The organism is Massilia timonae, assembly GCF_001866515.1.
GTDB classification, from domain to species: Bacteria; Pseudomonadota; Gammaproteobacteria; order Burkholderiales; family Burkholderiaceae_D; genus Telluria; species Telluria timonae.
The window spans coordinates 2,648,443-2,666,646 of sequence record NZ_JRYB01000001.1 but is presented as its reverse complement, the minus strand read 5'-3'; the positions used below and the strand labels follow the sequence as shown (position 1 = coordinate 2,666,646).

General features: G+C 67.5%; 10 protein-coding genes. 1 reads left to right on the top strand and 9 read right to left on the bottom strand.

Going from position 1 to position 18,204, the window contains the following annotated elements; translation table 11 throughout:
* The first annotated feature begins 35 nt into the window (after positions 1-35).
* Positions 36-2,753: an alpha-1,6-glucosidase domain-containing protein gene (locus LO55_RS11420; protein ID WP_071361546.1), complete on the top strand. Its 2,718-nt coding sequence runs from the start codon at positions 36-38 to the stop codon at positions 2,751-2,753.
* Between the two features lie 2 nt (positions 2,754-2,755).
* Here LO55_RS11420 and LO55_RS11415 read toward each other — a convergent pair whose 3' ends face one another.
* The 9 genes from LO55_RS11415 to LO55_RS11375 form a co-directional block, all read right to left on the bottom strand.
* Positions 2,756-4,603, bottom strand: a complete 1,848-nt coding sequence (locus tag LO55_RS11415) for a sensor domain-containing diguanylate cyclase (RefSeq protein WP_267873255.1) — start codon at positions 4,601-4,603, stop codon at positions 2,756-2,758.
* 273 nt (positions 4,604-4,876) lie between these two features.
* The gene (locus LO55_RS11410; RefSeq protein WP_071361544.1) at positions 4,877-5,992 is read right to left on the bottom strand and encodes a glycerophosphodiester phosphodiesterase; all 1,116 of its coding nucleotides are present in this window, start codon (positions 5,990-5,992) and stop codon (positions 4,877-4,879) included.
* An 83-nt stretch (positions 5,993-6,075) separates the two neighbouring features.
* The gene (locus LO55_RS11405) at positions 6,076-7,950 is read right to left on the bottom strand and encodes a glucokinase (RefSeq protein ID WP_005665642.1); all 1,875 of its coding nucleotides are present in this window, start codon (positions 7,948-7,950) and stop codon (positions 6,076-6,078) included.
* Between the two features lie 76 nt (positions 7,951-8,026).
* Complete coding sequence (locus LO55_RS11400; RefSeq protein WP_005665641.1) at positions 8,027-9,052, bottom strand: alpha/beta fold hydrolase; 1,026 nt, start codon at positions 9,050-9,052, stop codon at positions 8,027-8,029.
* 69 nt (positions 9,053-9,121) lie between these two features.
* A complete protein-coding gene (locus LO55_RS11395) occupies positions 9,122-10,969 on the bottom strand; it encodes a putative bifunctional diguanylate cyclase/phosphodiesterase (RefSeq protein WP_229409752.1) in 1,848 nt (615 codons plus the stop codon).
* Positions 10,970-11,218: 249 nt separating this feature from the next.
* Positions 11,219-12,901 carry an alpha-amylase family glycosyl hydrolase gene (locus LO55_RS11390; protein WP_005665639.1) on the bottom strand — a complete coding sequence of 561 codons (1,683 nt, stop codon included), beginning with the start codon at positions 12,899-12,901 and terminating at the stop codon, positions 11,219-11,221.
* A gap of 25 nt (positions 12,902-12,926) precedes the next feature.
* On the bottom strand, positions 12,927-14,558 hold the full coding sequence (locus LO55_RS11385; protein ID WP_071361543.1) for an alpha-D-glucose phosphate-specific phosphoglucomutase: 1,632 nt from the start codon (positions 14,556-14,558) through the stop codon (positions 12,927-12,929).
* 146 nt (positions 14,559-14,704) lie between these two features.
* Positions 14,705-16,039, bottom strand: a complete 1,335-nt coding sequence (locus tag LO55_RS11380; protein WP_071361542.1) for an MFS transporter — start codon at positions 16,037-16,039, stop codon at positions 14,705-14,707.
* Between the two features lie 307 nt (positions 16,040-16,346).
* Positions 16,347-18,188: a DEAD/DEAH box helicase gene (locus LO55_RS11375; RefSeq protein ID WP_071361541.1), complete on the bottom strand. Its 1,842-nt coding sequence runs from the start codon at positions 18,186-18,188 to the stop codon at positions 16,347-16,349.
* Positions 18,189-18,204 lie beyond the last annotated feature (16 nt).

Here is an 18,204-nt window from a genome sequence, read left to right as displayed (position 1 = left end):
CTTGAACGCGTGGACGGGGGACCCGTCCACCCTACATGAGCAAACTTCATCTCGCCCTCGTCGCGGCCTCACTCTCCACGACCGCCTATGCGGCCGTGCCTCTCGATACCTGCAACAGCGCCGGCTTCCAGGAAGTCCTGCAAGCCAATGGCGAACAGCTCGACGCGCGCGCCGTCTGGCTCGACAAGCGCCTGGTGCGCTGGCCCGGCGTCCCGCTCGATGGGCGCTTCCGCCTGTACCACTCCCCTGCCGCATCGCTCAATGCCAAGGTTGGCGGCAAGGTGACCGGCGCCGCCGGTTCGATCAAGCTCGACATCTCGCCCACCGCCGTCCCGCACGCAGCGGCCGAGCGTTTCAAGTGGGTCGCCACCGGTCCGACCCTGCGCGTGGCGGACAGCGACCTGTCGCGCCTGCCCGCCTTGCACCGCGAACAGCTGGTGCTGGTGCAGGAAGACGCGCGCGGCATGGTGGTCGCCGCCACCCGCATCCAGTCGGCCGGCGCCCTCGACGACCTGTACGCCGCCGCCGAAGCCATCCCCGACCTCGGCGCCACGCCAACCGCGAACCAGACCGGTTTCAAGCTGTGGGCGCCGACCGCGCGCCAGGTGGCGGTCTGCACCTATGACGGCCCGACGGCCAGGGCGAGCGCCGTGCACGCGATGACGCTCGACGAAAAGACCGGCGCCTGGGCGACCAGCCTGCCGCGCGACCTGTCGGGCACGTATTACAAATACGCGGTCGACGTCGTCGTGCCCGGCGCCGGCCTGGTGCGCAACCTGGTCACCGATCCGTATTCGGTCAGCCTGAACGCGGATTCGAAGCGCAGCTACATCGCGAACCTCGATGCGCCGCACCTCAAGCCGCGCGGCTGGGACGACACCCGTCCGCCGGCCACGGTGCAGGCCCCGACCGACATGGTCATCTACGAGCTGCACGTGCGCGACTTCTCGCTGATCGACGAGACCGTGCCGGAGTCCAAGCGCGGCAAGTACACCGCCTTTTCCGAGACGAACTCGAACGGCATGAAGCACCTGCGCGCGCTGGCGCAAGCCGGCCTGACCGACGTGCACCTGCTGCCGGTGTACGACATCGGCAGCATCCCGGAGATCGGCTGCGCGATGCCGCAACCGTCCGGCGCGCCGGACGGCGAAAGCCAGCAGGCATTGATCGGCAAGACCGCGCATACCGACTGCTTCAACTGGGGCTACGACCCGCAGCACTTCAACGCGGTCGAGGGCAGCTACGCCAGCGACCCGCAGGATGGCGCGCGCCGCATCGTCGAGTTCCGCGAGATGGTGATGAACCTGCACAATGCCGGCCTGCGGGTCGGCACGGACGTGGTCTACAACCACACCTTCATCGCCGGCCAGGAAGAAAAATCGATCCTCGACCGCGTGGTGCCGGGCTACTACCACCGCCTGGATGCGCGAGGCGCCATCGAGACCTCGACCTGCTGCTTCAACACGGCCACCGAGAACACGATGATGGCCAAGCTGATGATCGACTCGTCGGTGCTCTGGACCCGCCACTACAAGATCGATTCCTACCGCTTCGACCTGATGGGCCACCAGCCGCGCGCGGCGATGGAACGGCTGCAGAAAGAGGTGAACGAGGCCGCCGGCCGCCACGTGCAGCTGATCGGCGAAGGCTGGAACTTCGGCGAGGTTGCCGACGGCGCGCGCTTCGTGCAGGCCTCGCAGCTGTCGCTGAACGGCACCGGCATCGGCACCTTCAGCGACCGCGCGCGCGACGCCGTGCGCGGCGGCTCACCGGGCGACTCGGGCGAGATCGTGATCCGTCAGCAGGGCTATATCAACGGCCTGGCGTACGACCCGAATGCACTGGGCGGCGACGCCAGGCCCGATGCCCTGCTGCGCGCGGCCGACCTGATCCGCGTCGGCCTGGCCGGCTCGGTGCGGAGTTTCCCGATGCAGACCTTCGACGGCAAGGTGCGCCAGCTGCAGGACATCGTCTACGGCGGCAACCAGCCGGCCGGCTATGCGAGCCAGCCTTCCGAGGCGGTGAACTACGTCGAGAACCACGACAACCAGACCCTGTACGACATCAACGCGCTCAAGCTGCCGGTGGCGACCAGCGCTGCCGAGCGCGCGCGGGTGCAGGCGCTGGGCATGGCGATCAACGCCTTCAGCCAGGGCGTGGCCTATTACCACGCCGGCATCGACGTGCTGCGCTCGAAATCCCTGGACCGCAACAGCTTCAATTCGGGCGACTGGTTCAACCGTCTCGACTGGACCTACCGGGACAACTTCTTCGGCACCGGCCTGCCGCCCGCCGCCGACAACGCGAAGGACTGGCCGCTGTTCAAGCCGCTGCTGGCCAATGCGGCCCTGAAGCCGGCCCCTGGCGACATCGCGTTCGCGCGCGACGCCTTCCGCGACCTGCTGCAAATCCGCGCCAGCTCCACGCTGCTGCGCCTGCGCAGCGCGGAAGACATCAATGCCCGCCTGCGTTTCTTCAACACCGGCCCGCAGCAGGTGCCGACCGTGCTCGCGGCCTGGATCGACGGCCAGGGCTATCCCGGCGCGAACTTCGCCGGCCTGGGCTACCTGGTGAACGTGGACAAGAAGGCGCACACCATCGACGCCGCGCTCCTGCGCGGCAAGAAGCTGCGCCTGCATCCGGTGCATGCCGCAAGCGGCGCGGCGGACCAGCGCGCGCGCGAGGCGCGCTTCGACAGCGCCCGCGGGACCTTCACGGTGCCGGCGCGCACGGCCGTGGTGTTCGTGGAGTAGGGTCAGGCGGCGGCGAGCGCCAGCGTGTCGGCCAGCCGGGCGATGGCGAAGGTGTTGCGGCCCATGCCCTTGGCCTCGTACAACGCGCCGTCGGCCAGCTCGCTGATCGCCTGCGCCGTGACGCCGGGCGCGTCGGCCAGGCCGACGCCGATGGTGACGCCCACGGGAATCGCATGGCTACCGACCACGAACGGCGCTTCCATCGCCTGCATGATCTTCTTGGCCACCAGCTCGACGTCGCGCGGCGAGCCGACTTCGTCGAGCAGCACCGTGAATTCGTCGCCGGCCAGGCGCGCCACCAGGTCGGAGCTGCGCACCACGTTGCGCACGCGGCGCGCGAACTCCACCAGCACCATGTCGCCCACCGCGTGGCCGTGGCTGTCGTTGATCCGCTTGAAGTGGTCGATGTCCAGGTACAGCAGGGCGAAGGCGCGCTCGCGCTGCGGCGCGCGCTGCACCGCCGCCTGCAGCGCCAGCTCGAACTGGCGCCGGTTCGGGATGCCGGTCAGCGCATCGGTATGCGCCAGCGCATGCAGGTTACGCTCGTGCATGCGCGCCGCGGTGGCGTCGGTGGTCAGGATGTAGACGCCGACCACCTTGCCGTCGCGCAGGTGCGGCAGAAAGGTCGAGTGCACGATGCGGATGTGCTTCTTGCGCACGATGTCGTGCTCGCACTGCGAGGCCTTGCCTTCCCAGGCATCCTTCAGCGCTTCCTGCTGCTGCAACCAGTATTCTTCGCCGAAGGCTTCGACCATGGTCTGCCCGACCACCTGCTCGGGCGCCTTGCCCAGCCAGGACTGGTGCACCGCGTTGGCGAACACATAGCGGTGGTCCTGGTCGAGATGGGCGATCAGCACCGGCAGGTTGTCGGTGATCGTGCGCAGCCGTTCCTCGCTCTCGACCAGCCGGTCCCTCGACGCCTTCAGCTCGGTGACATCCTTCATCGCCACCACCGCGCCCAGGGTCTTGCCCTGGGCATTGCGCAGCGGCCGGCCGCTGGCCATCAGGGTGCAGGGCGAGCGGCCGTGCGGCGCGATCACCATTGCGCCGTCGCGCACCACCTCGCCCTTGAGCGCGCGCACCAGCGGCACCTCGTCCATCTCCATCGGCGTGCGGCCGTCGGCGTGGTGCAGCGAGTAGTACTGCGACCATTCGCTCGGCGCCACCGCCTTCAGGTCGCGGCCGTGGAAGTCGCGCGCGCTGCGGTTGAACAGCGTCAGGTTGCCGATGGCGTCGCAGGCCACCACCCCGACGTCGATCGATTCCAGCACCGCGTCCAGCAGTTCCTGTTTCTCTTCCAGCTGCAGGCGGATGCGCATGGACTCGGCCATCCGCTCTTCCAGCTCGGCGGTGCGGGCGGCGATGCGGGCTTCGAGTTCGGTGTTGAGCGACTTGAGCGCCTGCTCGGCGAGCATGCGCGCCATCACCGCCTTCATGTGATTCAGTTCGACTTCGACCAGTCCGGCCAGGTCCTTCAGCACCTGGCGCTCCTCGATGCTGAAGACGCGCGGCGCGCGGTCGATGATGCACAGCGTGCCGACCGCCTGGCCATCGCTGTAGACCGGCTGCCCGGCATAGAAACGGATATGCGGTTCGCCCGTCACCAGGACGTTGTCGGCGAAGCGCGGATCTCGTGCGGCATCCTCCACCACCAGCATGTCGCGCGCCTGCACGGTGTGGCTGCAGAACGAGATCGAGCGCGGCGTCTCCTGCGGTTCAAGACCGGTGCGCGACTTGAACCACTGCCGGTCGGCGTCGACCAGCGAGACGAGCGCGATCGGCACGCCGAAAGTCATCGCGGCGAGCCGGGTGTAGCGGTCGAAGCGGGTCTCGGGAGGCGTGTCGAGGATTTCAAGCTCGGCCAGCGCGGCTAGGCGGGCCTGTTCGTTGTGGGCGTAGGTGACGATGATGGTGCTCTTCCAAATACCGGTTCTGGGGCGGCGGGTCGAGGCCGGGACGATGCGGAGACGCCGGGGATGAGGGCGTCCACGGCCGAATCTTACATTGGGTTCCTGGCGGAAACTACTGTTTCCGCGGACAGCGTTGCGTGGCGTAGACGCTTTTACGCACGGGCGGATCGTTCGTCAATACGACAGCTTTCCTGGAAAAATGAATGGAGGAAATTAGTGTTTCCTTGCAGAATCAACAGCACGGCGGCCGCTTGCCGGATCGTCAGTAAATATCGCGTCCACACCCGCTTCGAGGTAGGCGCGGATCTCGCCCGCCGCATCGCCGCGCCGGCTGGGCGAGGCGACGGGCGCCGCGCGAAAATCACTTGGCAAAAACGGGTTCTCGGGCCGCATGGTCCACACATGAACCGCCAGCCCGGCGCCGCGCGCCTCCCGGACGAAGCGGGTCGGCGTGCCCAGTGCGCCGCCCGCGTCGCGCGGAATCACGATGGTCTTGTACGGCGCCACCACGTCGGCATAGCGCGCGATGGCGCGCAGTCCGTCCGGCGTGATCATGTCGGCATAGGTCAGGCCGCTGCCGGCGGCGACCGCATCGTGCGGGGCGCCGTCAGCGGCCACCAGCTGCACCAGGCGGTAGCCGGCCATCGCGTGCAGTTCCTTCAGGTTGCCGGTTTCGAAAGACTGGATGAACACGGCCGCATCCCGGCCGCGGTAGCCGTTCGCCGCCAGCACGTCCACCAGGCGGCGCTCGAGCGGCAGGCCGATCGACTTGAAGTAGCTCGGGTGCTTCAGCTCCGGGACCAGGCCGATGGTCTTGTTGCGCGCGCGGCTCTCGCCGTCGACCAGGTCGATGATCTCCTGCAGGGTCGGGATCGCATGCTGGTCATCGTACCTCGTGTTGGCGGGCCGGTTGGCGGGAATGCGCTCGCGTGCGCGCAGCTGTTTCAGTTCGGCGAGCGTGAAGTCTTCGGTGAACCAGCCGCTGACCGCCACGCCGTCGATGGTCTTGCTGGTCTTGCGTGCGGCGAACCGCGCCAGCTCGGCGACGTTGGTGGTGCCCGAGATCTCGTTCTCGTGACGCGCCACCAGCACGCCGTCGCGGGTGGCGACCAGGTCGGGCTCGACGCTGTCGGCGCCGTCCTCGATCGCCTTGCGGTAGGCGGCCAGCGTGTGCTCGGGCCGCAGGGCCGAGGCGCCGCGGTGGGCGATGACGCTGGGCGAAGGGGGCCAGGACTGGCCGGGGTTCTTCAGGTCGTGGCTGGCGCAGCCGCTGGCCAGCAGCGCGACGAATGCGCAGCCGAGGATGCGCGAGGATGGCGGGTGCCGCATGGGCTGTCTCCGGTTGCCGGACTTGTCCGCATTGTCGCGGCGCGCCGTGACAGTGGCATGACAGCGTGGCATGACGCCGCCGGTCAGATATCGAGGTGCGAGATCAGGAGCCGGCGCTGCTCGATGTCGTTCTGGCTGCCCTGGCTGCCCTGGCTGCCCTCCCCCTGCGCGCCCAGCGAGATCCCGACCGACATGATGTCGATCAGCAGCAGCTGCAGGATGCGCGAGATCATCGACAGGAAGGTGGTGCTGTCCTCGCTGTGGTCGACCGCCAGGCACACGCTGGCCTTCTTCGCCAGCGGCGACTTGCTGCTGGTGATGGCGATGACGTCGGCGCCTTGCGCGCGCGCCGTGTCGACCGCCTCCAGCAGGTCGGGCAGCTGGCCGCCGGTGGAGATCGCGATCACCACGTCGCCCGGCCCCAGCAGGCCGGCGGCCAGGTTGAGCAGGTGCGAGTCGCCGTACAGCGCGGCCGGGATGCGGAAGCGGAAGAACTTGTGCTGGCCGTCCAGCGCCACCGCGCGCGAATTGCCCATCGCGTAGAACTCGACCCGGCGCGCGCGCCGCAGCAGTTCGATCGCGCGGTCGATCGCATGCACGTCGAGCGCGTCGCGGAACTTCAGGATCGCCGACACCGTGTTGTCGATCACCTTCGCCGACAGGTCATGGGTGCTGTCGGTGACGCGCACCTGGCTGTGGCGCACCGGGATGGTGCCGGTCAGGCTGCCGGCGAACTTGAGCTTGAATTCGGCCAGGCCCTGGAAGCCCAGCGAGCGGCAGAAGCGGATCACGGTCGGCTGGCTCACGTCGGCCAGGCGCGCGATCTCGGCGATCGGTTCGGACAGCACCTTGCGCGGATGGTCGACCACCAGGCTGGCCACGCGCTGCTCGGCCGGCGACAGTTCGTGGCGCAGCTGCTGCACGCGGTCCATCAGCGTGTTGGCGCCGCTGCGCCCGCGCAGGTGTTCCGACAGGATCGCCGAGACGCCGTACAGGGCCGGGTTCGGCGTCATGATGACGAAGGTCGGGATCTGGGCGATGTAGTCGGTGAAGCGGCCCTTGGCCTCGAAGCGGGCGCGGAACGGCGACGTGGCGAACCATTCGCCCATGCGCGGCACGATGCCGCCGCCGATGAAGATGCCGCCGAAGGCGCCCAGCGTCACCGCCAGGTTGGCGGCGGCGCTGCCCAGCATGCCAGCGAAGGTTTCCAGCACCTCCAGGCACAGGGCGTCGCCGGCGTCCAGCGCGCCGCCCATGATCTCGGCGGTGCTGCGCGCCGGAGCTTCCACACCGTTTCTTTGCGCCAGCGCGCGGTAGATCAGTTCGATGCCGGGACCGGAAATCAGGCGCTCGTTCGAGACGTGCTTCCATTCGCGCCAGGCATACTGCAGGATCGCGAATTCGCGCTCGTCGCTCGGCGCGAAGTTGACGTGGCCGCCCTCGCTGCCCAGGGTCACGAAGCCGTCGATGGTCGGGATCACGCCCGACACGCCCAGGCCGGTGCCGGGACCGAGCACGCCCGACACCGCGTGCGTCTGCGCCTGCCCGCCGCCGACCTGCAGCAGGTCTTTCGGCTGGAAGCCGGGCAGCGCCATCGCCAGCGCCGTGAAGTCGTTCACGATCAGGAGCGTCGACAGGCCCAGCGCGCGGCGCACCTCGTCGGTCGAGAACTGCCAGTCGCGGTTGGTCATGCGGATGAAATCGCCGCTGATCGGATTGGCCAGCGCGAAAGCCGCGTGGCTGATGCGCTGGTTCGGATGCTCGGCCAGGTAGGCGTTCAGCAGCGGGACGATGCCGTCGTAGTCGTCGCAGCGCAGCACGCTCACCTGGGAGAGGACCCCGGGCGCGGTCTCGAGACCGAAGCGCGCATGGGTGGCGCCGATGTCGGCCAGCAGGCGCGGACCGTCGGCGAAGGCCGCGCGCGCGGGTTTCAGTTTGGTGTCTGGGTCAACGGTCATCGTGCAAGGATACCATTGAACGAATTGCAAGAGAATGGGGCCGGCGCCGGCTCCCGCAGCGCCGGCCCAACGACAATCAGCGCACCAGTCCGTCGACCAGCGCCTTGTGGAACTTCACCGGATCCTGCATCTGCGGCGCATGCCCCATCTCCGGGAAAGTCACCAGCTTCGCGCCGGGAATCGCCTCCTTCGTCTTCTGCGCCAGCACCGTGTAGTTCCCGAGCTTCGGACGGATCGCGGCCGGCGCCGCGTCCTTGCCGATCGCGGTGGTGTCCTTCAGGCCCATCAACAGGAAGGTCGGCACCTTGATGAGCGGGAACTCGTAGACCACCGGCTGCGTATAGATCATGTCGTAGATCAGCGCCGAATTCCAGGCCACGATCTCCTTGCCCTTGCCGCGGTACATACCGACCAGCATCTGCACCCACACCTCGTACTCCGGCTTCCACTGGCCGTTGTAGTAGGTGGTGCGCTCGTATTCGCGCACGCGCTCGGCCGAGGTCTTCAGCTCGCGCTCGTACCACTTGTCCACGCCCAGCGACGGCACGCCGAGGTTCTTCCAGTCTTCCAGGCCGATCGGGTTGATCATCACCAGCTGGTCGGTCAGCTCCGGATACATCAGCGCATAGCGCGTGGCCAGCATGCCGCCGGTCGAGTGGCCGATGACGATCGCCTTCTTCACGCCGATCGATTCGAGCAGCTTGCGGGTGTTGTCGGCCAGCTGCTGGAAGGTGTACTGGTAATGCTGCGGCTTGGTCGACTTGCAGAAGCCGACCTGGTCGGGCACCACGACGCGGTAGCCGGCCTGGGTCAGGGCCTTGGTGGTGCCGTCCCAGGTCGCGCCGCAGAAGTTCTTGCCGTGCATGAGCACCACGGTGCGGCCGTTCGGCTTGACCGGCCTGACGTCCATATAGGTCATCTGGAGATCGACGCCCTGGGACTTGAAGCGGTATTGCTGCGTCGGTTCGGGATAGGTGAACTCTTCCAGCTCGGGACCGTAGACCGGCTCGGACGCGGCTTGGGCGAAGGCCTGGGCCGGCAGCAGCGCGAGGGCGAGACCCGCTCCCGCGACGGCACGGGCGATACGTGTAAAGACTGGCATGGCAATCTGTGCAAAGTTGACGGAACCACCAGTCTAACCCGGATCGCCACCGATTCGATATGCAGAAACTCAGGCCAGCAAGGCGCGCATTTCGGGCACCGACAGCGGCGCGTCCTGCGCTTCCTGGAAGCGGCCCAGGATGCGCTCGATCGCCTGCACCGGCTGCGCGCGGCTGAAGTACCAGCCCTGCACGCAGTGCACGCCGCGCTCGGCCAGCCAGGACAGGTCGGCCTCGTCCTCCAGGCCTTCGCACAGCAGCTCGGCGTCGAACACGGCGGCGATGCCCTGGATCAGGGCGAACACGCCGGCGGTGCGGGCGTCGCTCGCCACGCCGTGCACGAAGCGGCGGTCGGCCTTGAGCCGGTCGAAGGGGAAGCTGGTGAGCGCGTCCAGGTTCGAGTAGCCGGTGCCGAAGTCGTCGACCGCGACCCGCACCCCGAGCGCGCGCAGCGCCGAGATGCGCTGGTGCAGCAGCGTCGGCGAGTCGAGCAGCTGGCTCTCGGTGACCTCGAATTCGAGCAGCTCGCCCGGCACGCCGGTGGCCTCGAGGATCTCGGCCAGGCGCGCGAAGACCTGGGTGTGCATCAGCGAGGCGCGCGAGAAGTTCAGCGCCACCGGCGGCGTCGCCAGTCCGCGCGCGCGCCAGGCCATCAGGTCGCGGCAGACCAGGTCCAGCACGTGCATGTCGAGCTCGAAGATGCGGCCCGAACTCTCTGCCTGGGGCACGAACATCCCCGGGCCCACCAGGCCGTAGGCCGGATGGCGCCAGCGCACCAGGGCCTCCAGCCCGATCAGGCGTCCATGAGCCACGTCGACCTGGGGCTGGTAATGCACCTCGAGGCGGCCGAAACGCAGCGCGCCGCGCATGGCTTCGCGCAACTCGTACCGCAGGCGCGCGCGCGCCATCAGCGCCGCATCGTACTCGTGCACGACGCTGGCGCCCTGCTGCTGGCGGATCGAGGACATCGCGATGTCGGCGGCATCCAGCAAGCCGTCGGCGCTTTCCTCGCACGGCAAGGCCTGGCGCCGGATGCCGATGCGCGCATGCAGGGTGTGCATGCAGCCCGGCTCCACCTCGAAGGGCTGGTCGATGGCGGCGCACAGGCGCGCGAGATGGGCGTCGATCTCCTCGGGGCGCGCGAGCAGGGCGAACGCGAACTGGTCGGCGCCGAGGTGGCCGAGCAGCGCGCCGTCGGCCCAGTCCTCGATGCGCTTGCCCATCAGGCGCAGGATGCGGTCGCCCGTCTCGCGCCGGAACAGGTCATTCACCTGGCGAAAGCCGATCAGGTCGACCATGCCGACGGTGACCAGCGCGCCCTCTTCTTCCAGCAGCACGCGTTGCAGGTGGTGCAGGAACACCGCGCGGTTGAACATGCCGGTGACCGGATCGCAGTAGCGCAGTTCGAGCAGGTCGGCCGCGATCCGTCCCAGCAGCCGCAACTGGGCGGCCTGGGCGACGTCGAGCGTGCGCGCGCTGGCGCTCATCACCCACAGGTTGCCCAGCAGGTGCTCGCTCTCGCCGCGCAGCGGAACGGCGGCGTAGTGACGGCAGCGCGGCGGCTCGGCCACCAGCGGATTGGCCGCGAAGCGCGGATCGAGGCTGGCGTCAGGCACCTCGAACCAGTCGCCCCCGACGTCCAGGGCGCGGTCGCAGAACGACCCTTCGCGCGGAAGGAAGCTGCCCTGGATGCCGATGTGCGACGGCAGCCAGATGCGCGACTTGAACATCAGGCTGATGCCGCCGATCTCGGCGCCGCTGGCCTGCACGGCCAGGCGGGTGATGTAGTCGAGCTTGGGGTCGGGCGATTCGGTCAGGACTTCGTCGCCGTCCTCGCCGCCCAGCGCATGCAGGCCCGGTTGCGGCGCGACGTTCTTCACCTCCAGGCGCGCCCGCCCCCGCACCAGGCGATAAATCATTCTTGCTCTGCTCATGCTGCGCATGTTCTCTCCCCTCTCGCGTCGGTCGGCATTGACGCGCTGCGGCCGCACGCTCATCGGCGGCTGGTCCGCAAAACATGAATGTATTAGCAGCTTAGCAGTGTTCGCTCAGAGGCAGCGCGGCGCGGCCGGGAATTCCGCGCGGCAGGAAATCATGCGGGTCGCATGACATGGGATAGCAAATTGGCGCACGGCGCACAGTCGCCGCCGTGCGCCGCGATGCCAACATCAGTCCTGGGCGATCAGCGCCACCGGAGCGGCGGTGTCGAAGCGCACCTTGCCGCCCTTGACCACGGCGGTCTTGCCGGTGTACCAGTCGCGCACCGTGGCGCCGTCGTGGAACACGCCGCCGACCTGGATCGTGGCCGGCTGGCCTCCTGGCAGGTCGAGCGCCACCACCACGCGGTCGCTCACGCCATTCTTTTCCCAGGTGCGCTTGAAGGTGTACGGGCTATGGCTGATCATCTGGTGCGCACCTGCGCCGACCGCCGGGTGGGCGGCGCGGAAGCGTCCCAGGCGCGCCCAGTGCGCGCGGATGTCGGCCACGCGGTGCATGCCACGTTCCGCGTTCGATTTCAGCTCGTCCCAGTTCATGAACGAACGCAGGGTGGCGTCGCCCTCGGCGCCTTCGACGCGCAGGATGCGCGCGGTCTCGTCGCCGTAGTAGATCTGGGCGGCGCCCGGCGCCAGCAGCAGCTTGTTGGCCGATTCGAACGGGCGCTCGCGCAGCGGATCGAAGGGACTGCCGTCGTCGTGCGAGCTGATGTAGTTCAGGACCGAATAGCCCTTCATCTCGCCTTGCAGGATCCTCGAATAATCCGAGAAGATCTTTTCGTAAGGCTGCCTGGCGTCGCTGCGCAGGCTGAAGCTGATCATGCTGTCGAAGCCCTGATCCAGGTAATCGACGACCTCGCCGCCGCCCAGGTCGAACTTGCGCGCGTGCTTGATCTCGTAGTTGTAGACCTCGGACACCATCCAGAACTTGTCTTCGCCCAGGCGCTGCTTCGGATTGGCGCGCTTCCAGTCCTCGAAGGCGAGGCTGGCTTCCTGCTTGAGTTCCTTCCACAGTCCGGGCTCGGTATGCTTGACGGTGTCGGCGCGGAAGCCGTCGATGCCGTACTTGCGCACCCAGTCCGCATGCCACTTCATCAGGTAGTAGCGCGGCGCGCGCGGATAGCCGGTGCGCTTGAAGAAGTCGTCCAGTTCCTTGACTTCGCGCTCGTAGCGCCCTTCCTTCTTCCATTTCGCCGCCAGCTGCGGCGGCAGCTCGACGTTGGCATTGCTACCGGTGAGGAAGTCCGGCAGGTTCGCCACCAGCGTGCAATCCATCGTGGTGCGCGCGTCCTTGTAGGTGCACTGCGGGCCGGTGCGCACCCACGCTGCCGGCCACACCGGATCCTGCTTCGTCACCGGCCCGGTGTGGTTCATCACCACGTCGAACACGATGCGGATGCCGTTCGCGTGCGCCGTGTCGACCAGCTCCTTGAGCTCGGCCTCGGTGCCGAAGGCCGCGTCCAGCGCGGTGAAGTCCTTCGCCCAGTAGCCGTGGAAGCCGTAGCTCTTGCCGGTGCCCTCGTCGGTCGAGCCGTGGATCTGCTCGACGACCGGCGTGAACCAGATCGCGTTCACGCCCAGGTCGTTGAAATACCCTTCCTTGATCTTCGCCGTGATGCCGGCGATGTCGCCGCCCATGAAGCCGCGCATCGTCGCGGCATCGTCCTTGCGGCCATACGCCTTGTCGTTGGCCGGATTGCCGTTGTTGAAGCGGTCCGTCAGCAGGAAGTAGACGGTCGCGTTCTCCCAGACGAAGGGTTTGCCGGCAGGCGCTTTCGTTTGTGCGATGGCGGACGAGACGGACGACAGCGCGCCGAAGGCGATCAGCATGGAGGCGGCAAGGACGGGTAATTTCATGCGGTTTCCTGTAGGTGGGTGGGTGTCAGGTGATGACGGTGGGTTCGTTGCGGCCGGTGCGCCGGCGCAGGCCGGACACGCTCTCGGCAACCGCGATCAAGCCCTGCAAGGCTTGCTGGGTGTCCAGGTCGTGACGCGCCGGATCGGCCTCGTAGCGCTCGAGATAGAGTCGGACGGTGGCGCCCTCGGTGCCGGTGCCGGACAGCCGGAGCACGATGCGCGAACCGTCGCTCATGATGATGCGCACGCCCTGCCCCGTAGAGCACGAATTGTCGACCGGGTCGTTGTATTCGAAGTCGTCGGCCTGCGCCACGTGGTGGCCGTCCAGCGTCTGGCCCGCCAGCTCGGGCAGGCGCGCGCGCAGCGCATCCATCATGGCGGCCGCCGCCGAGGCGTCGACCGCCTCGTAATCGTGGCGCGAATAATAGTTGCGGCCGAAGCGGGCCCAGTGCGCGCGCAGGATCTCCCCGACCGACTGGCGCCGAACGGCCAGCAGGTTGAGCCAGAACAGCACGGCCCACAGGCCATCCTTCTCACGGATGTGGATGGAGCCGGTGCCATAGCTCTCCTCGCCGCACAGGGTGGCGAGGTTGGCGTCCATCAGGTTGCCGAAGTACTTCCAGCCGGTGGGCGTCTCGAAGCAGGAGATGCCGAGCGCCTCGGCGACGCGGTCGGCCGCTTGTGAAGTCGGCATCGAGCGTGCGATGCCCGTGACGCCGTCGGCGTAGCCCGGCGCCACGGTGGCGTTGGCGGCGATGATGGCCAGGCTGTCCGAGGGCGTGACGGCGATGCCGCGCCCGACGATCATGTTGCGGTCGCCGTCGCCGTCCGAGGCCGCGCCGAAATCGGGCGCATCCGGCGCCGCCATCGCCGCGACCAGGTCGGCGGCATTGACCGGGTTCGGATCGGGATGGCCGCCGCCGAAGTCAGGCAGCGGCTGGCCATTGACCACGGTGCCGGCGGGCGCGCCCAGGATGTCCTCGAGCACCGCCCTGGCATACGGCCCCGAGACCGCGTGCATGGCGTCGAAGCGCATCCGGAAGCCGCTGGCGAACAGCGCGCGGATCGCATCGAAGTCGAACAGGCGGCCCATCAGCTCGGCGTAGTCGGCGACCGGATCGATCACCTCGATGGTCATGTTCTCGATGCGGGTCGTGCCCAGCCGGTCGAGGTCCACGGCCGGCGCATCAACGATGCGGTACTGCGTCAGCGCCCTGGTGTGCTCGTAGATCGCCTCGGTGATCTTCTCGGGCGCCGGGCCGCCGTTCTCGATGTTGTACTTGATGCCGAAGTCGCCCTCGGGACCGCCCGGGTTGTGGCTGGCCGACAGCACGATGCCGCCATGACAGGCGTGCTTGCGGATCACGCAGCTCACGGCCGGCGTCGACAGGATGCCGCCGCGGCCCACCAGCACCTTCTCGACGCCGTGCGCGGCGGCCATGCGCAGGATGGTCTGGATCGCCTCGCGATTGAAATAGCGGCCGTCGCCGCCCACCACCAGGTGACGGCACTTGCCTTCGCCCAGGGTCAGGAAGATGGATTCGACAAAATTCTCGAGGTAGCCGGGCTGCTGGAACTCGGTCACCTTCTTGCGCAGGCCCGAGGTGCCGGGACGCTGCCCGGCGAACGGGGTGGTCGCGACGGTCTGGATGGTCATGCTGTGCTCCTGTCTGGGTAAGTTTGCGCTCACATAGTCACCCCGACCAGGACTGGTCAGGGCGAATATGTTAGTAAAACATTACGATACGACAGCCGCAAAAATGACGGCGCGCGTGGGCGGGTGGTTGGCGGAATCCGCCTGGATCAGGCCTTCGAGACCGGCGCCGCCTTGTCGGTGACGAACAGGGTCAGGAGCGCCGCGACCAGCATGCAGCCGCCGCCCAGCACCAGGGTCAGCACCGCATGACCGTCGAACAGGTGCTTGGTGATGCTGCCCAGCAGCAGGCCGCTGACGATCTGCGGGATCACGACGAAGAAGTTGAACAGGCCCATGAAGTAACCCATGCGCTTGGCCGGCAAGGCACCGGCCAGGATCGCGTACGGCATGGTCAGGATCGAGGCCCAGGCGATGCCGATGCCGATCATCGGCAGCACCAGCATCTGTTTGTCGGTGATCAGGAACATGCTGGCCAGCGACAGTCCGCCGATGACCAGGCAGGTCGCGTGCACGATCTTGCGCGAGGTGGCGCGGGCAAACACCGGCAGGATGAAGGCGGCCAGCGCCGACACGCCGCTGTATACCGCGAACATGATGCCGACCCAGTTGCCGGCGTCCTGGTAGGCGCTCGATTGCGCATCCGTGGTGCCGTAGACGTTGTCGGCGATCGCGGTGCCGGTATAGATCCACATCGCGAACAGCGCGATCCAGGTGAAGAACTGCACGAAGGCCAGCTGCACCATGGTGCGCGGCATCTTGCCGAAGCCGCCCAGGATCTCGACGAACATCGTGCCGACGCCGCGCGAGGCCTTGCGCTCCCTGTGGAAGGCGTCCATGTCGGGCGGCGGCAGTTCGTCGGCGAACAGCACGGTCCAGCTCACGGCCAGGAAGAACACCAGGCCGCCGGCGTAGAACGAATAGCGCACGGTGTCCGGGATCACGCCGCCGACGGCGGCGTTGGACACGCCCATGCTCTCGAAGAAGGTCGGCAGCAGCGAGGCGATGACGGCGCCGCAGCCGATGAAGAAGGTCTGCATCGCGTAGCCCGCGGTCTGCTGGGCCGGGTCGAGCTTGTCGCCCACGAAGGCGCGGAACGGCTCCATCGACACGTTGATGGCCGCGTCCATCATCCACAATACGGCAACCGCCATCCACAGCGCGGTGGAGTTAGGCATCAGGAACAGCGCGATCGCCGCCAGCACGGCGCCGATGAAGAAGAAGGGACGGCGGCGGCCCCATTTCGGGTGCCAGGTATTGTCGCTCAGGTAGCCGATGATGGGCTGGACCAGCAGGCCCGTGACCGGCGCGGCCAGCCAGTACAGGGCCAGGTTGTCGGGATCGGCGCCGAGGGTGGCGAAGATGCGGCTGGTATTGGCGTTCTGCAGCGCGAAGCCGAACTGGATGCCGAAGAAACCGAAGCTCATGTTCCACAGCTGCCAGAACGACAGGCGGGGCTTCCCCACGGCCGATTGCATATCCATTGTGTGTCCCCAATCTGGCCCGGACGTTAGCGGGCTTCTCTCGTGTGTGAATGCGCGGCCGCTCGCTTGAGCGTGCCGTCAGTGTGCCTTGTGCAGGATGTGGCGCGAACTCGGAACCGGTAACGATCACCGCGTGGACGGCGCAGCCGTCCACCCTACAGTCCGGCTAGCGTATCTGTAGCAAAATAACATGGTGATTTCTGAGTGTCAATCGCGGCGTTCTCATAGTGAGAACGCCGTGACGACTCAAGGTAAAGACAGAGTTTTGTAGTCAAACAACAGCAACCGCCATTGTTTGACTACATGATCACGCCTGCCCTTTGCGATGCGGCTTCTTGCCCGGCGCCGGCTTTTCGCTCAGGCGGCGCTCGACGCCCTTCTTGGCGGCGTACGGCTTCTTCGCGGCCGGGGTGGCCGGGGTTTCGCCGTCGCGCGTGATGTCGAGCTGGCGGCCCGCGACCCAGACGGTCTTGAGGTGATCCACCAGGTCCTTCGGCATGTCGTCCGGCAGGTCCAGGGTCGAGTAATCGTCATAGATCTCGATGCGGCCGATATGCTTCGACGGGATGTTGGCTTCGTTAGCGATCGCGCCGACGATATTGCCCGGCTTGGCGCCGTGCACGTAACCGACTTCGATGCGGAAGGTCGCCATGCCCGGCTCCGGCTCGCGCGCCACGCGCTCTTTCTTGAAGCCCGGCTCGCGCGGCGGACGCGCAGGACGGTCTTCCCAGTCGCCACGCGGTGGACGCTCCTGGAAGCCGCGCTCCTGGCCGCCACCGAATTCACGCTGCGACGGCACGCCTTCCGGACGCGCCTCGCGGTCCGGCTTGGTCAGCAGCAGCGGTTCGTCGCCGCGCGCGAGCTTGGCCAGCGCGGCCGCGATCTCGATCGCCGGCACATTGTCTTCGCGCTCGATCTCTTCGATCAGCGAACGGAACACTTCCAGGCCGCCGCCTTCGGCCAGCGTGGTGCGGATCTGGTCCTTGAAGCGGCTGATGCGCACTTCGTTGACTTCCTTGATCGTCGGCAGCGACAGCGGCGCCACCGGTTGACGGGTGGCGCGCTCGATCGCCTTCAGCAGGCCGCGCTCGCGCGGGGTGATGAACAGGATCGCGTCGCCGCTGCGCCCCGCGCGGCCGGTGCGGCCGATGCGGTGGGTATAGCTCTCGGGGTCGGACGGCACGTCGTAGTTGATCACGTGGCTGATGCGCTCGACGTCCAGGCCGCGGGCGGCGACGTCGGTCGCCACCAGGATGTCGATCTTGCCGTTCTTGAGCTGCTCGATGGTGCGTTCGCGCTGTTGCTGGGCCATGTCGCCGTTGATGGCGGTGGCGGCGAAGCCGCGCGCCTGCAGCTTGGTCGCCAGTTCCTCGGTGCCCAGCTTGGTGCGCGCGAAGATGATCATGCCGTCGAACGGTTCGGCCTCGAGGATGCGGGTCAGCGCGTCGAGCTTGTGCATGCCCGACACCAGCCAGTAGCGCTGGGTGATGTTCTCGGCGGTGCCGGTCTTGGCGGCCACCGTCACTTCGGCCGGGTCGCGCAGATAGGTCTTGGCGATGCGCTTGATGGCCGGCGGCATGGTGGCCGAGAACAGCGTGGTCTGGCGCCCTTCCGGGGTCTGCTGCAGGATGTGCTCGACGTCGTCGATGAAGCCCATGCGCAGCATTTCGTCGGCTTCGTCCAGCACGAGGGTGTTGAGCATCGAGAGGTCGAGCGAGCCTTTTTCGATATGGTCGATGACGCGGCCCGGGGTGCCGACCACGACGTGCACGCCGCGACGCAGGCTCGACAGCTGCGGGCCATAGCTCTGGCCGCCGTAGATCGGCAGCACGTGGAAGCCCTTGATGTGGGCGGCGTAGCTCTGGAAGGCTTCGGCCACCTGGATCGCCAGTTCACGCGTGGGCGCCAGCACCAGCGCCTGCGGCGTGGCCTGCTTGATGTCGATGCGCGACAGGATCGGCAGCGCGAAGGCGGCGGTCTTGCCGGTGCCGGTCTGGGCCTGTCCCAGCACGTCGCGCCCTTCCAGCAGCAAAGGAATGGTGGCGGCCTGGATCGGCGACGGCGTTTCGTAGCCGACGTCTTTCAGCGCTTTCAGGACGGGCGCCGAAATGTCGAGGTCGGAGAACGATGGGATGGGGGTGTCGGACATGGAGGAATTGCTCTTA